General features: G+C 35.6%; 21 protein-coding genes. All 21 read left to right on the forward strand.

Annotated features, from left to right (window positions below; translation table 11 throughout):
* Window positions 1–37: 37 nt before the first annotated feature.
* The 21 genes from DBK98_RS23665 (at window position 38) to DBK98_RS17900 (ending at window position 19,365) form a co-directional block, all read left to right on the forward strand.
* On the forward strand, window positions 38–1,129 hold the full coding sequence (locus DBK98_RS23665) for an acyltransferase family protein (protein ID WP_032536095.1): 1,092 nt from the start codon (window positions 38–40) through the stop codon (window positions 1,127–1,129).
* The gene (locus DBK98_RS17805; RefSeq protein ID WP_005806830.1) at window positions 1,086–1,919 is read left to right on the forward strand and encodes a hypothetical protein; all 834 of its coding nucleotides are present in this window, start codon (window positions 1,086–1,088) and stop codon (window positions 1,917–1,919) included. The genes DBK98_RS23665 and DBK98_RS17805 overlap by 44 nt, the downstream gene beginning before the upstream one ends.
* A complete protein-coding gene (locus DBK98_RS17810) occupies window positions 1,916–2,914 on the forward strand; it encodes a hypothetical protein (protein ID WP_005806832.1) in 999 nt (332 codons plus the stop codon). Before DBK98_RS17805 ends, DBK98_RS17810 begins: the two co-directional genes overlap by 4 nt.
* A complete protein-coding gene (locus DBK98_RS17815; RefSeq protein ID WP_005806834.1) occupies window positions 2,911–3,900 on the forward strand; it encodes a hypothetical protein in 990 nt (329 codons plus the stop codon). The genes DBK98_RS17810 and DBK98_RS17815 overlap by 4 nt, the downstream gene beginning before the upstream one ends.
* Before the next feature lie 36 nt (window positions 3,901–3,936).
* Window positions 3,937–4,623 carry an acyltransferase gene (locus DBK98_RS17820; RefSeq protein WP_005806836.1) on the forward strand — a complete coding sequence of 229 codons (687 nt, stop codon included), beginning with the start codon at window positions 3,937–3,939 and terminating at the stop codon, window positions 4,621–4,623.
* Between the two features lie 5 nt (window positions 4,624–4,628).
* Window positions 4,629–5,921, forward strand: a complete 1,293-nt coding sequence (locus tag DBK98_RS17825; RefSeq protein WP_005806838.1) for a hypothetical protein — start codon at window positions 4,629–4,631, stop codon at window positions 5,919–5,921.
* 9 nt (window positions 5,922–5,930) lie between these two features.
* On the forward strand, window positions 5,931–7,040 hold the full coding sequence (locus tag DBK98_RS17830; RefSeq protein WP_032536096.1) for a glycosyltransferase: 1,110 nt from the start codon (window positions 5,931–5,933) through the stop codon (window positions 7,038–7,040).
* Window positions 7,037–7,858, forward strand: a complete 822-nt coding sequence (locus DBK98_RS17835) for a glycosyltransferase family 2 protein (protein ID WP_005806842.1) — start codon at window positions 7,037–7,039, stop codon at window positions 7,856–7,858. Before DBK98_RS17830 ends, DBK98_RS17835 begins: the two co-directional genes overlap by 4 nt.
* The gene (locus DBK98_RS17840; RefSeq protein WP_005806844.1) at window positions 7,849–8,709 is read left to right on the forward strand and encodes a hypothetical protein; all 861 of its coding nucleotides are present in this window, start codon (window positions 7,849–7,851) and stop codon (window positions 8,707–8,709) included. The genes DBK98_RS17835 and DBK98_RS17840 overlap by 10 nt, the downstream gene beginning before the upstream one ends.
* A gap of 12 nt (window positions 8,710–8,721) precedes the next feature.
* Complete coding sequence (locus tag DBK98_RS17845) at window positions 8,722–10,035, forward strand: UDP-glucose/GDP-mannose dehydrogenase family protein (RefSeq protein WP_005806846.1); 1,314 nt, start codon at window positions 8,722–8,724, stop codon at window positions 10,033–10,035.
* Window positions 10,032–10,601: a serine O-acetyltransferase gene (locus DBK98_RS17850; RefSeq protein ID WP_222618886.1), complete on the forward strand. Its 570-nt coding sequence runs from the start codon at window positions 10,032–10,034 to the stop codon at window positions 10,599–10,601. Before DBK98_RS17845 ends, DBK98_RS17850 begins: the two co-directional genes overlap by 4 nt.
* A gap of 5 nt (window positions 10,602–10,606) precedes the next feature.
* Window positions 10,607–11,497, forward strand: a complete 891-nt coding sequence (locus DBK98_RS17855; protein ID WP_005806850.1) for a glycosyltransferase — start codon at window positions 10,607–10,609, stop codon at window positions 11,495–11,497.
* A 1-nt stretch (window position 11,498) separates the two neighbouring features.
* The gene (locus tag DBK98_RS17860; RefSeq protein ID WP_032536097.1) at window positions 11,499–12,611 is read left to right on the forward strand and encodes a glycosyltransferase family 4 protein; all 1,113 of its coding nucleotides are present in this window, start codon (window positions 11,499–11,501) and stop codon (window positions 12,609–12,611) included.
* A 2-nt stretch (window positions 12,612–12,613) separates the two neighbouring features.
* A complete protein-coding gene (locus tag DBK98_RS17865; protein ID WP_005806854.1) occupies window positions 12,614–13,876 on the forward strand; it encodes a hypothetical protein in 1,263 nt (420 codons plus the stop codon).
* A gap of 9 nt (window positions 13,877–13,885) precedes the next feature.
* Window positions 13,886–14,794, forward strand: coding sequence for a glycosyltransferase family 2 protein (locus tag DBK98_RS17870; RefSeq protein WP_005806855.1), 909 nt, complete (start codon window positions 13,886–13,888; stop codon window positions 14,792–14,794).
* Between the two features lie 41 nt (window positions 14,795–14,835).
* Window positions 14,836–15,129: an EamA family transporter gene (locus DBK98_RS17875; protein ID WP_032536105.1), complete on the forward strand. Its 294-nt coding sequence runs from the start codon at window positions 14,836–14,838 to the stop codon at window positions 15,127–15,129.
* A 25-nt stretch (window positions 15,130–15,154) separates the two neighbouring features.
* Entirely contained in the window at window positions 15,155–15,460 is a 306-nt protein-coding gene (locus DBK98_RS23670) for an EamA family transporter (RefSeq protein ID WP_032536106.1), read from the forward strand.
* A 64-nt stretch (window positions 15,461–15,524) separates the two neighbouring features.
* Window positions 15,525–15,926, forward strand: a complete 402-nt coding sequence (locus DBK98_RS23365) for an acyltransferase family protein (RefSeq protein ID WP_255504373.1) — start codon at window positions 15,525–15,527, stop codon at window positions 15,924–15,926.
* A 604-nt stretch (window positions 15,927–16,530) separates the two neighbouring features.
* The gene (locus DBK98_RS17890; RefSeq protein WP_005806865.1) at window positions 16,531–17,748 is read left to right on the forward strand and encodes a glycosyltransferase family 4 protein; all 1,218 of its coding nucleotides are present in this window, start codon (window positions 16,531–16,533) and stop codon (window positions 17,746–17,748) included.
* Window positions 17,749–17,931: 183 nt separating this feature from the next.
* A complete protein-coding gene (locus tag DBK98_RS17895) occupies window positions 17,932–18,651 on the forward strand; it encodes a WecB/TagA/CpsF family glycosyltransferase (protein WP_022012588.1) in 720 nt (239 codons plus the stop codon).
* 9 nt (window positions 18,652–18,660) lie between these two features.
* Window positions 18,661–19,365 (forward strand): YjbH domain-containing protein, encoded by a 705-nt coding sequence (locus tag DBK98_RS17900; RefSeq protein ID WP_032530464.1) that lies wholly within the window; start codon window positions 18,661–18,663, stop codon window positions 19,363–19,365.
* Window position 19,366 lies beyond the last annotated feature (1 nt).

The following is a 19,366-nucleotide window of genomic DNA, read 5'->3' on the forward strand; positions in this document are numbered from 1 at the left end:
AAAATTTCTAGCACTGACAAGAATGTGTAATAAAACTATGTTTGGGACGCTTACAAAAAACTCAAGAGACTCCGGTTTCGAATCCTTGCGAATCTTATCCATATTATTAATCCTCACAATGCATACAGCATCCATTGTCTGGAAAGGAGATGTAATCCCCTTTAATGCTTATATAATAAGCATAATAGGAAGCATTGGAAACATTGGAGTAACTTGCTTTATATTGATTTCAGGATATTTTGGAATTAAATTAAAATGGAATAAATTATTGCAATTAATTATACTCACTATCGGTTATGAAACTTTATCCTATGTATTACGAGAGCATATAGGATATGAAAGCGGAATTCAAGGACTCTTAACCTCAATTTTAGTAATTCCATTATATAAAAACTGGTTCATCACTTGCTATCTAATACTAATGTTATTATCTTCCTATATTAATAATTATACAATAAAATGTTCACATACAAACTTCAAAAAGCTATTACTCACCTCTTTTATAGTCCTATCCATCATCCCCACAATATTTAATAATCCATATTATACAATTGTAACAAGTGGAGGTAAATGTTTTATCTATTTTTTATTTATATATCTAATAGGACGATATATAAAACTTCACCATGACAAAATTTTCTCTCGAAAACAAACTGTTGGATGTTTCATATCAATGACACTTCTTATTAATCTACTAAACTTCATTATAGGATACATTTTTCATAAACGATGTACCATTTATTCTATGGATTGCAGCCCTTTTATTCTAATATCTGCCATATCCATATTTTATTTATTCAAATCATTTACCTTCAAGTCCAATATCATCAATTACATATCTTCCAGCATTATAGCAGTTTACCTACTTGATAGCACTCGATTGCTTTGGGACTATTACGTTTTCAAGTTAGCGAATCATGCAAACAGTTACTATATGATAGTATATCTTGCGATGGAAGTCTTTATAACTTTTACAGCAAGTATATTCATAGATAAAATACGCCTCTATTTTTTGGGTAAGATAGAGCAAAAACTTATTCAACGTACAATAAACCTGAGTATAATATTATATAAAAGATTCAATTATGCAAAACATAAACTACTCCATTCTCATAAATACCTGCGATAAATTCGATGATTGCTGGGATCCATTCTTCAAATTATGGTCTTTGTACTGGACCGACTGTTCCGGAAGAATCTACTTAAATACAGAGTACAAAGACTACTCCTATCCCGAGCTAGATATAACAGCTGTAAAAGGTTGCGAAAGACATCATATACCTAAAGAGAAACGCGCAACCTGGAGTCAATGCCTAAAGTGGGCATTGGAAACAATGGATACCGACATTATACTCTATATGCAGGAAGACTACTTCTTGAAAGATACAGTTAAAAATGAAATTATTGAAGAGTATATCTCATTAATGGAAAAAGCAAAAGACATTGATTGCATACAATTAACCGATCAAGCCGTAAAAGCTGTTTCATCTACCCCATACAAACATCTGTATTCCGTAGACATGCATCATTGGAGTGTAATCTCTTGCCAAGCTTCTCTATGGAAAAGAACGAAATTACTAGAATTAATACGTGATTACGAAAGCGCTTGGAACTTCGAATGGTGGGGATCGAAAAGAGCCAGAATATTACAGCATAAATATTATGTAGTCGACCCCAATCAAGTAATACTAGATAAGTTTGAAATAATACCATATATTTTCACTGGAGTAGTCGGAGGGAAATGGTATAAACCGGTCGTCGAACTATTTAAGAAGCACAACATTGAAATGGACTATACCCATAGAGGTTTTTTCGAACGAAAGCCCTTATCATTGAAAGAAAAGCTATACAAAAAAATCGTACGACTCCCCATAGAGCTAAGAAGTTCTCTCGATTTAATGAGACTTAAAGTAAAATGACCCTTAAAACATTCATATTCAAAACAAAAGACCGCCTATGGAATGACTTGATAAAGCTAACCCATAGCACCCCTATATATCCATTCATCTATCGTTCTTATTGGCATTATTTGCTACATAGCAAACAAAGCTATGCTCCCACTCACGATATGTACTTTGCTGCACGCCCCAACCCGGGAGCAGGCATCGGACATCAAATGGCCAATTGGATAGCCGGTTATTGGTGGAGCAAACAATTAAACTTAAATTTTGCCCACATACCATTTTCCACTTCGCAATGGGATGATTTCTTAGGCTTCGGGCACAACGAAATCAGTGTGAAAGAGCTTCAAAGAAGAGGTTTTAAACTCAGACGCCTTCCCCATTTCTTTGAGAACGATAAAGCGTCCATATCTTTTATTAAAAAGATAATAGCATCTTACAATGGGCAGAAGGTTATATTTTGGCCTCCGCAAGACCATTTTTATGCTGCACAATATGAAGTGATGGAAGATCTAAAACAAAAATTTTATCATGCTCCTGCAAGAGAACATGAACAATTGATCTATGATAAACAGTCCTTTAATATAGCCATTCACGTTCGTAGGGGGGATATAATGAATAACCCTCAGAATCCCAACTTAATCATGCGTTTCTTAAGTAATGACTATTTTGAAAAAGTACTGAAGCAAGTAACAGAGAATTTAAATGTCAACAAGTCCGTCCATATTTATTTTTTTTCACAAGGAAAACCAGAAGATTATCCCGAATTCGCGCATTATCCCAATCTTCATTGGTGCATGAATATGAATGCACAAGATTCATTTCTTCACATGGTATATGCCGACTTATTAATAACAAGCAAAAGTTCATTCTCCTATAAACCAGCTTTATTAAATCAAGGAATTAAAGTCTGTCCACGCATTTTTTGGCATGGATATCCTGATTCATCGGATTGGATACTGGTTGAAAATGACGGAACATTTAATACTGCATCACTCAAACAAGCATTATGAATACAATTTCAATCTATCTCCTGAAAGCTCTTCGAAAATTATACGGAAAAGCATTTCGGATTCCAGAAAAGCCAGTCCTCACTTATGAAAAGAATCCGGAAAAAGCCTCAAGGATGATTTCAGAACTTTTATTGAATGACAAGCCATGCATGATCGCCCGCTTCGGAAGTACGGAGTTAGCGACAATCACAAACTATATAGGAGTGATCAATAAAAGAAAAAATATATTGAAATATATTCAAGGAATAGAACCTGAATGGTGGTGGAACCCTAATATAATGGAGCAAATGCAAAAATGGAGCGGTTTCTTTCCTCCTACACAACAGAATATAGAACGATTCTGTCAAATGATAATAAATGACACACAAGATGTTGATTTATTGGGTTGTTGGATAAAAGGAGAATCTATCTTAAACAACAAATTAGCAAACGCACAGTTCATCCATTTACGTTTCTTAGAACCTTTTTGGTCCTCTTCACCTTGGACACAAACTCTAAAAAACAAGAAAGTTCTAGTAATCCATCCCTTCGCGAAATTAATAGAAGAACAATACAAGAATAAAAGAACTTGCATTTTTGAAAACAGCCAAATACTCCCCGAATTCGAATTACAGACAATTCCTGCAGTACAAAGCTTGGGAGGTGAACACAGTAAATTCCAGAACTGGTTTGAAGCATTAGAGTGGATGAAAGATGAAATAAATAAACGGAATTATGATATTTGCCTGATTGGCTGTGGAGCCTATGGTTTCCCGTTAGCTGCTCATGTAAAACGTATGGGGAAAAAGGCAGTACACTTAGGAGGGGCATTACAGCTACTATTCGGCATACGGGGTAAAAGATGGGAGGACCCCAATTACGGAGTAAAAGCTTGGGGTATACCTTATGGAAGTTACACTTCATTAATAAATGATTTTTGGGTACGTCCTGGAGAAGCAAACAAGCCCCGCAATGCAGATCAAGTTGAAGGAGCATGCTATTGGTAATACCGACAATAAAATTGTAATATGAGATTCTAAAAAATGAAAAATATAATAATAAAAATCATATCTTATTATACTTGTCTTTACATTCGATTCTTTAAGAGATATATGCAGATATACAAAAGCATTTTATTTCTAACGAAGATAGCAGGTTCTTCAGAAAACCATATTAAAATAAAAAACTCCTCTATAAAGAACAGTAATATATCAATAACTGGCAAATATAACATTATTGATATAGAAGGACAATTATGGAGAAGCTGTATAATGATTACAGGTAATAACAATTGTATAGAAATATCTTCCAATGTGACATTAAATTTTTCAAAAATTATAATAAGGGGAGACAACTGTATTGTCAGAATAGGTCAAGGAAGTTCTTTTGGCAGTTTATATATGATATGTATGGGAAAACAGAATTCCATTGATATTGGAGAACATTGTATGTTTGGCGAAAATATAGAAATTTGGAATTCTGATTCCCATCCGATATTCAATACAGAACATCAGATAATCAATCCATCGATGCCTATTAAAATAGGGAATCATGTATGGGGAGGAAAAGGTTGTAAAATACTAAAAGGAGTCAATATTGGAGACAATGCGATCATCGGAATGGATACATTAGTGACTAAAGACATAGTTCCCAACACATTAAATGTGGGAATACCTGCACACTGCATAAGAAAGAATGTAAATTGGGATCGTTGTTTTATCACAATATAAGAACTATGATTTATTTAGTAAGAAAGATTCTCCCCTATAGTCTCATTATAATTACAATAACAGGATTAGCATTCTCATTGCCAATTCCAATCCCACTAGCTACAGTATGGATATGCAATTTATTAATTTGCATTATTTACATAAAAGCCAAGTCATTATTTCCCCAAACAGACAAAGCTTTTATCCTGATTTACTTTTATTTCTTATGGAATATCTTTACATTTACTAGAGGAATGTTCATAGCTGAAAATTATTGGGATTGGAAAATGTTATTGAATAATGGATTTCAAATGCTTATACCTATTTTTTGCTTTACATTTTCTAACCCGAAAATTTTATCTAGATTACTAAATAAATGGATGAAATATTCATTATATATATTCCCTGTCTTTTTGATATTATCGTTAAACACAGATACTCCCGGACGATATTTATCATTTTTTTATCTATACATAATATGCATCTCTACATTACCTAAAAAATGGAAATTGATAATAATAGTCATTAGTACTTTTTCAATATTTTATGATATAGATGCACGTAGTAATGGCATTAGAGTAATAGCTTGCCTCGGAATCTCACTTATGATCTTTTGGAAATATAAAAGGAATATAATATTAAAAATACTACAGCCATCTTTAATGATATTACCTATTATTCTTTTTTATTTAGCAGCGGCCAATACTTTCAATATCTTTAAAATATCGGATTACATCGGCAATATCGAAAGCAAGGGAAATAACCTAACAGCAGATACTCGGACTGGACTATACGACGAGGTTATACAGTCTTCCATAAAAAACAAGTATATTATATTAGGCAGAACTCCTGCTAAAGGCTATGAATCAAACCTCTTCAGTTTAGATGATATTAAATTCAAACAAATTGGAATTAGAAGTATAGAAAGATATGGATGTGAGGTATCTATATTGAACATTTATCATCAATCGGGTTTGATTGGCATAATACTTTATTTTTCTATTTTTTTCTATGCAAGTTTTATAGCGATTTATAGATCTAACAACATTTTCATAAAATTGATAGGCATATTTATTGCTTTTAGATGGAGTTATAGCTGGGTTGAAGATTTTAATATCTTTGACATAAACTACACTACACTCTGGATGTTGATCGCAATGTGTTTTTCTAAAAATTATCGGATAATGAGTAATAAACAATTTCGTTTATGGATATTAAGTAGTTTACCTTTTGGGGTAAACAAAACCCCAAGACTTCTTTTCAGAAAATCAGATAAAATCATCAAATCTTCACAAAGAAACAATACATTAATTTATTAAATAGATCTTATGAAAGTTATTCATATATTAAACGAATTAAAATTCTCGGGTGCTGAAATTATGTATGTAGATGCAGCCCCGGTTTTTCAATATTTAGACTGCGAACTATCAGTAGTGAATACCGCTGCAAGTCTTGGAGAATATGCCTCCTATTTTAAAAATATAGGTTACAAAGTATTTCATAAACCATGTCCTAAGGGTGTTATACAAAAAATAAAGTATTATGCAGAATTCGTATCTTTCCTTAAAAAAGAGAACTATGATATAGTACATATCCATAGATCAGACATGAAATGGACAATGTCATATTGCGCTCAAAAGGCAGGGTGTAAAGCTATATATACATTTCATAATGTTTTCAAGTCACACTGGTATTCCTACCCATTACATTGGTGGCTCAGATGGAGTGCTAAAAACATCTTTAAATGTACATTCCAAACTATCAGTGATTCCGTATATAATAATGAGAAAAGCTATTATCATAATAAAACTATCAAGATATATAACTGGTACGGTAGCAATCGCTTTTTTTCAGCCAGAGAAGGAGAAAAAGAAAAATTCAGAAAACAATTGGATATTGCCCCAAAGGCTCTGGTCTTGATATCCGTAGGTGGATGCAGTACCATAAAACGACATACAGATATCATTAAGGCATTACCCGAAATAACCCAAAAGTATCCTGATGCGGTTTATTTACATTTAGGAGATGGCAAAACACTGAAAGAAGAAAAAGAGTTAGCACAGCAACTGGATGTTTCATCCCATATTCGCTTTTGTGGAAACCAGAGTGATATTAGGAAATATTTAATAGCATCTGATATCTATTTAATGACCAGTAAATTTGAAGGCATCTCTTTAACTACAATAGAAGCAATGGCATGTCGTATACCGACTATCCTCTATGATGTGCCAGGATTACACGACTTTAACCAAGAGCAAGAATGTTCCATATTAATAAAAGAAGATTACCATTTATTGGCGCAAACAGTATTGTCTCTGTTTAACGATCCAGCGAAGCGGCAAAACATAACGGATAACGGAGTAAAATTAGTACACCGAAAATATGATATGCAAACCAACGCTACAGAAATATTCAAACTTTACACAAAAGGGAAATGAAATCAATAGCGGTCCTACTCACCGTCTTTAACCGGAAAGAGAAAACACTCCAATGCCTTGGCAATCTTTACAAACAACTCCCTATCCAAGGATATAGCGTTGACATCTATCTAACCAATGACGGATGTACAGACGGTACACCGGAAGCTGTCGCACAAGAATTCCCTGAAGTAAACATAATCCATTCGAAAGGAAATTTGTTTTGGAACCGGGGAATGTACACAGCTTGGGAAGAAGCAGCTAAAAGAAAAAAGTATGACTATTATTTATGGCTTAATGATGATACATTCTTATTCGACAACACATTAAATAAGCTATTGCTCCATAGTAAGCAAACCAATCAACAAGCAATAATTGTAGCTTCAATATGCTCCTCACAAAGGAATGAAACGACCTATAGCGGCCACACCTCAAAAGGGAAAATAACTCCTAATGGTAACCTACAGGAATGCGAAACATTCAATGGAAACTGTGTTCTTATTCCTGCAATGATTTTCAATAAGATAGGAAATCTGGATTGGACCTTCCGCCATGCCATAGGTGACTTAGATTACGGATACAGAGCGCGAAAAGCAGGGTTTAAAATATATGTGTCAACCGAGTATTTAGGTATATGTGACCTGAATCCCCACTTGCCGGCATGGGCACGAAAAGAAGTCCCATTGGTACAACGTATCAAAAATTTATATTCCCCATTGGGATATGCCGAACCGATCCCTTTCTTCCATTTTGAGAAAAGAAATTTCGGTTTATCTACAGCACTGAAGCATTTTATATCTATTCATATCCGAGTTTTATTCCCACAACTATGGAAATAGCCAATCAATCTTGTTTTGTTTTTCAAACAGATTCTAAGATCGTACAAGACGTATACCGCAACCAGCCAAACTATTTAATAGAATACAATACACTGTATAGGGATAGGGATTATTGCGCTGTCTATTTTTGCAGCAATGATATCTATTATCCGAATACAGAAGAGATTTTCAAGAAAAGAATTATTGAGAAGAACTTCTTCGAATGGTACGGTTCACGCATAAAAAGAGCGTACAAACATATCTTCATACGAGATGTATTCAAACAATGGTATTTGGCAGGAATCAATTCAAACATAAACACTCCGGAAAAGCTAATCGAATTTCTAAGAAAAGAAACCGAAGGATATCATACCGTGATGTTAGGAAGCTCTGCCGGAGCATACGCCGCCATCTTATATGGCTCCATACTTCAAACAAAGAAGGTGATCGCATTTAATCCGCAATACGAATTGAAATCGTTATTGAGCCGAAGTTCTGAAAAGATTAATCCTCTTGTTTTCAGACTAGAAAAGAGTGGCAAAAACAAATATTTCGATATCATCCCATTTCTTAATCCGCATACCGATATTTATTATTTCTATTCGAATTGTTCACAATGGGATATTGAACAGCATCAACATATAGCAGATCTAAAAGGGATTTACCAACTACCATTTAAGTCAGCGCATCACGGTATACCATTCCTAAAAGTCGCACTACCAGTTGTTTTAAACTTAAAAGATGAGCGATTAAAAAAGATGCAGAATCATGTTCAACATCCTATTCTTTTTACCATTAAGATGGTAGGAATCCGGAAAACAATCTTAGGAATCATAACACAGATTTATAAAGCATATCAAAAAAGACATTAAACCATTATCAATATGAATATAGCAGTAGTAGGTACAGGCTATGTCGGATTAGTATCCGGCACTTGCTTTGCGGAAATGGGAGTCAACGTGACTTGTGTAGACGTGAACGAAGAAAAAATAACAAGATTATTACAAGGACAAATCCCTATTTATGAGCCGGGGTTGGAGGAGATGGTACTCCGTAATCATCGGGAGGGTAGATTGAATTTCACCACAGATATCGCAACATGCCTGGACAATGTGGATGTTGTTTTTAGTGCGGTAGGTACTCCCCCGGACGAAGATGGCAGTGCTGACCTGACCTATGTACTTGAAGTTGCCCGTACAGTGGGCCGGAATATGAAGAAGTACCTGATACTTGTTACCAAATCGACCGTACCCGTTGGTACTGCAAAGAAAGTCAAGGCAGCCATTCAGGAAGAACTGGATAAGAGAAGAGTAGAAATAGAATTTGACGTGGCTTCGAATCCGGAATTCCTGAAAGAAGGTGCTGCTATCAAAGACTTTATGAGTCCCGACCGGGTAGTGGTGGGCGTAGAATCAGAAAGAGCCAAAGAGCTTATGAGTAAACTCTACAAACCATTTATGATGAACAATTATCGGATTATTTTTACTGATATTCCTTCGGCAGAAATGATAAAATACGCAGCAAACTCAATGCTGGCCACACGTATCAGTTTCATGAATGACATCGCAAACCTATGCGAGGTGGTGGGTGCGGATGTGAACATGGTGCGTAAAGGTATCGGAGCGGACAGCCGTATCGGAAGTAAATTCCTCTATCCGGGATGTGGATATGGAGGTAGTTGTTTCCCCAAGGATGTAAAAGCATTGATAAAAACGGCCGAAAAAAATGGCTACGAAATGAAAGTGTTGAAAGCTGTGGAAGAAGTAAACGAAAGGCAGAAAAGTATTTTATTCAGGAAGCTTTCAGCCTATTATGGAGGAGCTTTAAAGGGAAAAACCATTGCCATCTGGGGATTGGCTTTTAAACCGGAAACAGATGACATGCGTGAAGCTACGGCTTTGGTCACAATTGACGAATTACTCAAAGCAGGATGCAAGGTACGTGTATACGATCCGATAGCAATGGATGAATGCCATCGCCGTATAGGTGAGGCGGTAGAGTATGCCGCAGATATGTATGATGCGATTCTAAACGCAGACGCATTGCTGCTAATAACAGAATGGAAACAGTTCCGTCTGCCAAGCTGGGGGGTATTGCAGAAATCAATGAACAAAACACTAATCATTGACGGACGTAACATATATGATGCGCAAGAAATGAAGAATTTAGGATTTGAATATAGTTGCATCGGACGATGACTTTCAAAGAATGTAAATATCTGATAAAATCAGACTTAAATAGATTAACAAAAGTTAAATGGGGGGGGGTAAAATACCTATTTTTCAACGCTTCTTTCCGCATCACCTTTTGGTTCAGAATAGGCAGCTATTTAGCCCGCCAAAAAGGGATATTCTTTAAACTATTATATGGAATAGTTTTTTTGATACATAAACACAATCAATATTTGACAGGAATCCAATTACCTATCGGAACTCAAATAGGAGAAGGTTTGTGTTTTGCACACTTTTCATGTATCATCATAAATAGCACATGTACAATAGGAGACAACTGCACTATTTTCCAAGGAGTCACTATTGGTAGTGTAAGAGGAAATAAAGGTGGTGTGCCTATCATAGGAAATAATGTAGTACTAACTTCCGGAGCCAAAATCATTGGTGGAGTAAAAATCGGACACAATGTTATAATTGGGGCCAATGCAGTTGTTGTATCCGATATACCAGATAATAGTGTAGCCGTAGGTATCCCCGCAAAAGTAATATCAAATGATGGTAAAACAAAAGTAGAACTTTATTTACACAATTAAATAATATGTATGCACCTATAATCATATTTGCTTTTAATCGCCCTAACGCTTTAAAAAACACGGTACTTTCCCTATTGGAAAATAAAGAAGCTAAAGATTCCGATCTGTTCATATTCGTGGATGGAGCAAGAGCAAATAAACCTAATGAAAAAGAAAATGTAGCAAAAGTGCAGGAATATGTAAAATCAATCACTGGATTCAAACATATTGAAACATTCTTTTCCCCAACCAATAAAGGATTGGGCAATTCCATCATTCAAGGAGTGACAACTGTCATTGGGAAATATGGCAAAGCAATTGTTTTAGAGGATGATTTAGTCTTCTCGCCCAATTTTCTCGCATTTATGAACGAGGGATTAAATCGGTATGAAACAGAACAAAAAGTATTTTCCATATGTGGATATTCCAATAAAGTATCTCCTCCAAAAGATTATCCGTATGATGCTTATTTTTGTACTCGTAGTAGTTCGTGGGGATGGGCAACATGGCAAGATCGTTGGAAAACCATAGACTGGGAATTAAAAAATTGGGATAAATACTCTCAAATGAAAAAAGCGTTTAATAAATGGGGAGGTTCCGATTGTTACGGAATGTTGCTCTCAGTCAAAGAAGGCTGGGGAGATTCATGGGCCATACGTTTTGGGTTCTCCGAATTTCTACAAGATAAAGTGTCCTTATTCCCTATTACCAGTAAAGTAAAAAACGACGGGTTCGATGGGCAAGGCACTAATTGTAAAAAATGGAGCCGCTTTAAATATGAATTCGATGAAAATGGAGATAAAGAATTCAAATTACCATCTCATATATCACTAAATAAGAAATTATATCGTTCAGCTATGTCTTACCATTCTATTATGATAAGATTATGGAGTAGAATAATGTATATCATCCATTAAAATGAAACCAAAAATACTTTTCATCATGCACATGCCTCCCCCTGTACATGGAGCGGCTATGGTAGGTCAGTGGATTCATGACAGCAAACTTATCAACAAAACTTTTGAATGCCATTATATTAATCCATCTGCTTCAAGCAATATCACAGAAGTTGGTAAAATCAGTTTAAAGAAGATTATTTTCCTATTCTCTATTCAATATCAGATACTGAAAGCTATTATCAAAATCAAACCGGATATATGCTATTACACTCCTACATCAGATGGATGGGGGATTTATAGAGATAGCATTACCATATTACTAATGAAGCTATGCAGAAGAAAGATTATCCTGCATATGCATAACAAAGGAGTACGTAATTTCGCAAAAAAACGACTTGCTCAAATTGCTTATAAAATAAACTTCAGCAATGTAAAAGTAATACTTATTGCTAAAGAGTTGTATGACGACATTTCTGAGTTTGTGAATCCTAAAGATTTATTCTATTTACCCAATGGGCTTCCCCCTACACTATCGGAAGAAAAATATAAAAAAGTCATAAAACAGAGAAAAGAATCATTATACAAAGTGCATTTTTTATACTTGAGTAACATGATGTCAGAAAAAGGAATCTGGATTTTGCTGGAAGCATGCACCTTACTCAAAAAAAACAATAAAGATTTCGAATGTCATTATGTAGGCAACTGGGGGGATACTACCTATAAAGAATTTCAAAATAAAATATCTGAAAAAAAGTTGGAAAAACATGTCTTTGTACACGGGCCTAAATATGGAATAGAAAAAGAAAAATTCTTCACTTATAGTGATGTTTTTGTATTCCCAACATTTTATCATGGTGAAACTTTTGGCCTCGTGTTATTGGAAGCTATGGAATATGGTTTACCTTGTATTAGCACTTACGAAGGAGGTATTCCCAGTATTATTCAAAATGGCGAGAATGGAATTTTAATAGAACAACAAAATATAGAACAACTAAAGAATGCCATGCTTTCTTTTATTGAGAATCCCGACAAAAACGATATGGGTAAAAAAGGGAGAGAAATATATCTTAAACAATTTACCATTTCGAAATTCGAAGAAAGATTAAACAAAATCCTACTACATTCTATCTAAAAATGAAATCAAAAACTTTACATTCCATTGTGTATAGTTACTTTGCTATGCTTGTGGCATTTACAATTCTTATTATCGGTGTACACTGTATTCCTAAATCGGCAATCAACGCTAACATCATAACCTCTACTAAAACATTGCAAGCAGAGGGGTTATATAAAAAGTTTTTCGACTTTAAATTATTCCAAATGGATAATTTCACCGACACTTACATGTTAAATATAGCCGCAAGTGCAAACGAAAAACATCCCGTAGAAGCTGCTATGATGAATTATGCCTACACAAAAAATTTCATGGATTTGGCTTTTGAAACGGAAAAGACAGCAAAAAGTCAAACGGATAGCCTAGAACGAAGTAGTTATGGTAGATATTGGCAAGGATATCAAGTGATATTGAGACCGGCATTAGTTCTATTTACTTATCCACAGATCAGAATTATCAATTATATTCTTTTTACTACCTTGATACTAATTTGCACTTGGTTACTCTATAAAAAAACAACATTGGGCACAGCTGTTCTCTTTATTGTATCATTATTACTTATAAACTTTCCTATAGTACCCTACTCCATGCAATTTTCTACTTGTTTCTATATTGCTTTCATCAGTATGTTAGCAATCATGAAGTACCCAATATTAACTCGTAGTAATAGAGGATTGATATGTACTTTTTTTATAATTGGTGGCATAACAAGTTATTTAGACTTCCTCACTACACCTCAACTCACATTAGGACTTCCAATGATAACATATATGTTAATTCACAAACCTGAAAAAAGTTGGAAAACAGTTATCATGCTTTCTGTAGCATGGGCTACCGGATACGGGCTACTATGGGCATCCAAATGGATGATAGCCTTCTTACTAACAGGTAACAATATCTTGACGGATGCCATACAAAGTGCCGAATTGAGAACATCTAACCACTATAAAGGTATGGAAATGACCCTCTCCAATATTATAAAATTTATTTGGAGCAACGTTGAAAGTAAACATCTAAAAGGACCGTTTTTTGCCGGAATAGTTATTATTGTTATTGCAACAGGGGTTTATATAAAAGCTATAAAAAGTAAGAAAGTTTTCAAGCAATACAGCTACTTATTGTTAATAGCTCTAATAGTGCCTGTTTGGTTTATAGTTTTGAGGAATCACTCCATCCAGCATGGATGGTTTACATGGAGAGCCGGACTATTGACGATTTTTAGCTTATTACTATTTGTATATTACACGGTCGATATAAAGAAATTATTCAAAACATCTAAATAAACAGGCATCATGAGTAAAATTGCAGTCTTAATTCCTTGCTATAATGAAAGCAAGACCATTGCCCAAGTAGTAAACGACTACAAAACGGCTTTGCCGGAAGCCGATATCTATGTGTATGACAACAACTCTAAAGATGGTACAGATGAAATGGCACGCAAAGCGGGAGCGATCGTGAGGTACGAATACCGACAAGGAAAAGGGAATGTGATAAGGAGCATGTTCAGGGATATTGATGCCGACTGTTACTTAATGATTGACGGAGATGATACTTATCCGGCAGAAAATGCACGGGAGATGTGTCAATTAGTGTTAGAGAAAGGTGTGGATATGGTGATAGGCGACAGACTCTCATCAACCTACTTCGAAGAGAACAAACGTCCTTTCCACAATATAGGCAATGTAATGGTACGCGCTCTAATCAACAAGATGTTCCACAACAATATTAAAGATATAATGACGGGATATAGAGCCTTCAGTAGACCGTTTGTCAAGCATTTCCCCGTACTATCCAGAGGATTCGAAATTGAAACAGAAATGACGATTCACGCTTTAGACAAGAATTTCCTACTGCAAGAAGTTCCTGTGACTTACAGAGACAGACCGGAAGGGAGTGTATCAAAACTGAATACATACAGTGATGGCTTCAAAGTAATCATGACCATATTCAAATTGTTCAGAGACTACAAACCACTGATATTTTTCTCCATCATCGCATTTATTCTATTACTTATAGCTGCTACCCTTTTTATCCCTGTATTTATTGAATATCTGACTACAGGTTTAGTGCCCAGATATCCAACATTAATAGTATCAGGTTTTATAGTTGTTCTATCTATGTTACTATGGACATGTGGACTTATCTTAGAAGTATTAGTAAAGAAACACAGGCAATTGTATGAATTATTACTGAATAAATGATACCCGAATCATTCAATAAGAACAAAAAAGGGATATACCTAATGATTATATCCTCTTTCTCTGTCTGTATAGGACAGCTCTTTTGGAAATTAGCAACAGACGGAAATATAGGGTATTTAATAGGTGGCTTTGCTTTATATGGAATAGGAGCTTTAATAATGATCATAGCATATAAATTCGGCAGCTTATCTGTTTTGCAACCCATATTAAGTATCAATTATGTCATCAGTTGCCTCGTCGGACACTTCATCCTCTCCGAAGATTTATCAAAAACGAATATTATGGGAGTATTTATCATAATAGCGGGAGTAATACTAATAGCCGGAGGAGATTGACATGGAATATTTTATACTTTTAATAATGACATATCTCGGTGCACAAGCTTCTGTTTTTCTGAAAAAAGCGTCCGGAAAAAATAATTTAAAAGAGACGATTCTATCAATCAATCTCTATTTTGGAGGAGGGTTGTATCTAATTGCTGCCATACTTAATATTTACGTCCTCCATCTTATGGAATACTCAAAAGTACTCCCTCTTACTTCTCTCACCTACATTTGGACTATGATTTTATCTTATTGGGTATTTAAAGAGAAGGTTGGAGCAAAAAAAATTCTGGGAGTAATTTTCATTATCATAGGTTCATTAATGATAGTAGCCCCAATATAAATAACTTTCTCTATCAGCTATCTTTATAAAACATATCAGAGAAATTCAACAAATCAAAAATCACATGCCCACAAGATATTACAATTTGGACTTCTTAAAAGTTCTCGCTGCCATATTTATAACCAATTCTCATTTTATTCCTTTATACAAAGATATATCACCCTCTTTGGCCACTTTTGGAGTACATGGGAATGCCCTATTTTTCTTCGTATCCGGTTTTCTGCTAATGATGGGATTTGAAAAGAAAAAAGATTTATTTATTAATTGGTATAAGAAAAAAATACAAAGGCTATGGCCTTCCGTTTTTTTATGGAGCATTATAGCCGCTATTATTTGGAATACGCCCATCACTTGGCAAGACCTGGTGATCGCTGATAAGTACTGGTTTCTGCAATGTATCGCAATTTATTATATTTTATTTTATATTTTTGGAAATCTCAATATTTCTATTATGGGGGGGGAGTAAAATATGTATGCAAAAAATACTTTTTATGCTCTCTATAGCAGTATCCTTACTATACTTTTATTTCATGCCTAAAGCAACAGGCTCCATTTTTCATACAAACTTTCATTTTATTTGCCATTTTAGTATTATGATAATGGGAGGGATGACATATCTATATAAAGATAAAATAGAAATAACATCATTATGGAAAGACTGTTTATGGACGATCTTTTGGTTCGTTTTATACTTTATCATTCTTTATATAGGAAAAGGAAAACAAGATTATAAATACTACTTTCAAATAGTAGGCTTATTACCTTTGCATCTATTCATCTTCTATGCATATAAAACAGCCAGTTATCATTGGTGTACCACTTTATTTCAATCTTCAAGATGGAAATGGCTACTCTTAATAATCTCTAATCTTACTTTAGAAATATACATTGTTCAATTTCACATCATTACTGATAAATTCAATTTTCTATTTCCATTTAATACTATTATTGTATTTACACTGATATGCACAGCGGCATATATTCTTAAAGTGATCACATCACTATTTCTACAATTTCTTTCTCCAGTCCCCTTTGATTTGAAGAAAGCTATAAACATTAATTAAATAGAGATGATATCTGTACTTATCAACGCTTATGCTTGCTCTCCCAGCATGGGAAGTGAACCGGGTATGGCTTGGAATTGGTGTACAAATCTTGCCAAGTATTGTGAGTTATACATCATCACTGAAGGTGAATTCAGAGACAAAATAGAGGCAGCACTCCCTACCCTGCCTCAAGGGAAACACATGCACTTTTACTACAATCCGGTTTCAGAAGAAGTAAGAAAAATGTGTTGGAATCAAGGAGATTGGCGTTTCTATAAACACTATAAGAAATGGCAATGGAAAACTTATGAGATGGCACAGGAAATAATAGTCAAACAACATATAGATATTATACACCAATTAAATATGATTGGCTTTAGAGAACCCGGATACCTTTGGAAAATAGATAAGCCACTTGTTTGGGGACCGGTAGACGCTAAAGAAAAGTTTCCGACGGCATATCTAAAAGGTGCAGGCATAAAAGCGAACTTATTCATCAGATTAAAAAATCATATAACAGGTTTGCAGCTACGATATTCACGACGAGTACACAAAGCCGTGCAGAAAGCCTCTGTAGTAATATCCGCATCTTCCGAATCTCAGAAGAGTTTAAAGAAATATTTTCATATTGACTCTCCCTTATTAAATGAAACAGGATGTTATCCTAAAACAACCATAATAAACAGTACAAAAGAAAAAGATGATTTAAATTTGCTTTGGGTAGGGAAATTAGATTTTAGGAAACAGTTATCTTTAGCTCTAAAAACTATAGCACAACTGGCAAATCCTCAAATAAAACTCCATATCGTAGGCGGTAACAACAACGCCTATCAAAAATTAGCGATGGAATTAAATATATCACCCCAATGTATCTGGCATGGGATTATCCCCCATCATGAAGTTCAGGGACTTATGCGGAAGGCAGATGTTTTCTTTTTTACCAGCATAGCTGAAGGAACTCCACATGTCGTTTTAGAAGCGATCGGTAATAACCTTCCTGTCATCTGTTTCGATGTATGTGGCCATGGAGATTCTGTCAACGAACAAGTGGGAGTAAAAGTTCCCTTATCTACTCCGCAACAATCCATCAACGATTTTGCGGAGAAGATAACATATCTATTCAACCACAGAGATGTACTAAAGCAAATGTCTGAAAATTGCAAAGCCCGTCAAGAGGAACTATCGTGGGATAATAAAGCCAAGCAGATGATTAGTCTATATGAAAAAGTATTGTCACAATAACAGAGGAAAGGCACACCACATGAAAACAATATGCACAGATATCTTTTTTCAATAAAATTTTTCTCTTTATCCGAAAAAGCATACCTTTGCAAAGAAATTCTTACCACATCATTCGAAAGCCTGTTCTTCGTGACAGGTAACAGCGTAGCGTACTTATAACCACCCATTCCTTTTTCACAAAACATGTTGAAGCTTAAAACAGTTTCACTCCTGAAGCACAGGAGCGACTTATCGGTATTGCCTGAAGGTAAATTATTGATAAACACGATTAATGCCCATTCATATAATACGGCGCTGAAAGATGATGAATTTGCAGAAGCCTTGCTTAAAGGCGGAGCACTGATTCCGGACGGGGCAAGCATGGTGCTGGCTTTCAGGTGGCTCCGGAAAGAGAGCATAGAACGTACCGCCGGATGGGATCTTTTTGAATATGAAATGGGACGGTTGAACCGGAAAGGAGGCATCTGCTACTTTCTGGGAAGCAACGGGAATACACTTAAGCTAATTAAAGAAAAAGCTAAAACCATATATCCGAATATTCAGATCAAGGCTTACTCTCCTCCCTACAAACCGGAGTTTACACAAGAAGAAAACCGAATGATGATAGATGCTATAAACGAGGCGAAGCCGGACTTATTATGGATAGGCATGACGGCTCCCAAACAAGAGAAATGGGCGTATGCGCATCTGGATGAACTGGAGGTGAACGGGCATATAGGAACCATCGGAGCGGTATTCGACTTCTTTGCGGGTACGGTGGAACGTGCTCCGGTCTGGTGGCAGGAGCACGGGTTGGAATGGCTGTATCGCCTGATCAAAGAGCCTAAACGGATGTGGCGCCGGTATATCATCGGAAATGCCTTGTTCCTATGGAACATCACCAAAGAAAAATTCTCCATATAACATAAATCAATGAGATTAAAAAAAGCAGTATTAACGGTCTGTGTAATGGTGATGGCATCGGGAATCAAGGCACAGTACACCATGGGGACAACGGGAATGATGAACATTCCGACCGCCGAGATGCAGCAGACGGGAACGTTTATGATCGGTGGCAACTACTTGCCCAAAGAACTGAATCCGTTTAAATATAATTCCGGAAACTATTTCGTGAACATCACTTTCTTTTCATTCTTAGAATTGAATTACCGTTGCATCTTGCTGAAAAGTGACTATATGGCTACAAAGCCCAAATTCAATCAGCAGGACAGGTCTTTATCGGTTAGGATACGTCCGCTGAAAGAGGGTAAATATTGGCCGGCAGTAGTCATTGGAAGTAACGATCCGTTCAAGGACAAGGGTACAAATTATTTCGCGTCCGTATACGGAGTGGTTACAAAGAACTTTAGGATAGGCGAACATCGACTGGCAGCGACCGCAGGTTACTATCACCCATTGAGTAAAGACAAGTATATCTTACAGGACGGCATATTCGGCGGTCTCAGCTATACTCCCTCCTTTTGCAAACCACTGTCCGTCATGGCCGAGTATGACTCCGACGGATTTAACGTAGGAGCAGCAGCCAAATTATGGAAACATCTCTCACTGAATGTATTTACCCGGGAGTTTAAATGTATTTCTGCCGGAATACGATATGAATGCGTTTTAATCCATTAAT

The organism is Bacteroides sp. PHL 2737 (assembly GCF_004115325.2).
Taxonomy (GTDB): domain Bacteria; phylum Bacteroidota; class Bacteroidia; order Bacteroidales; family Bacteroidaceae; genus Bacteroides; species Bacteroides hominis.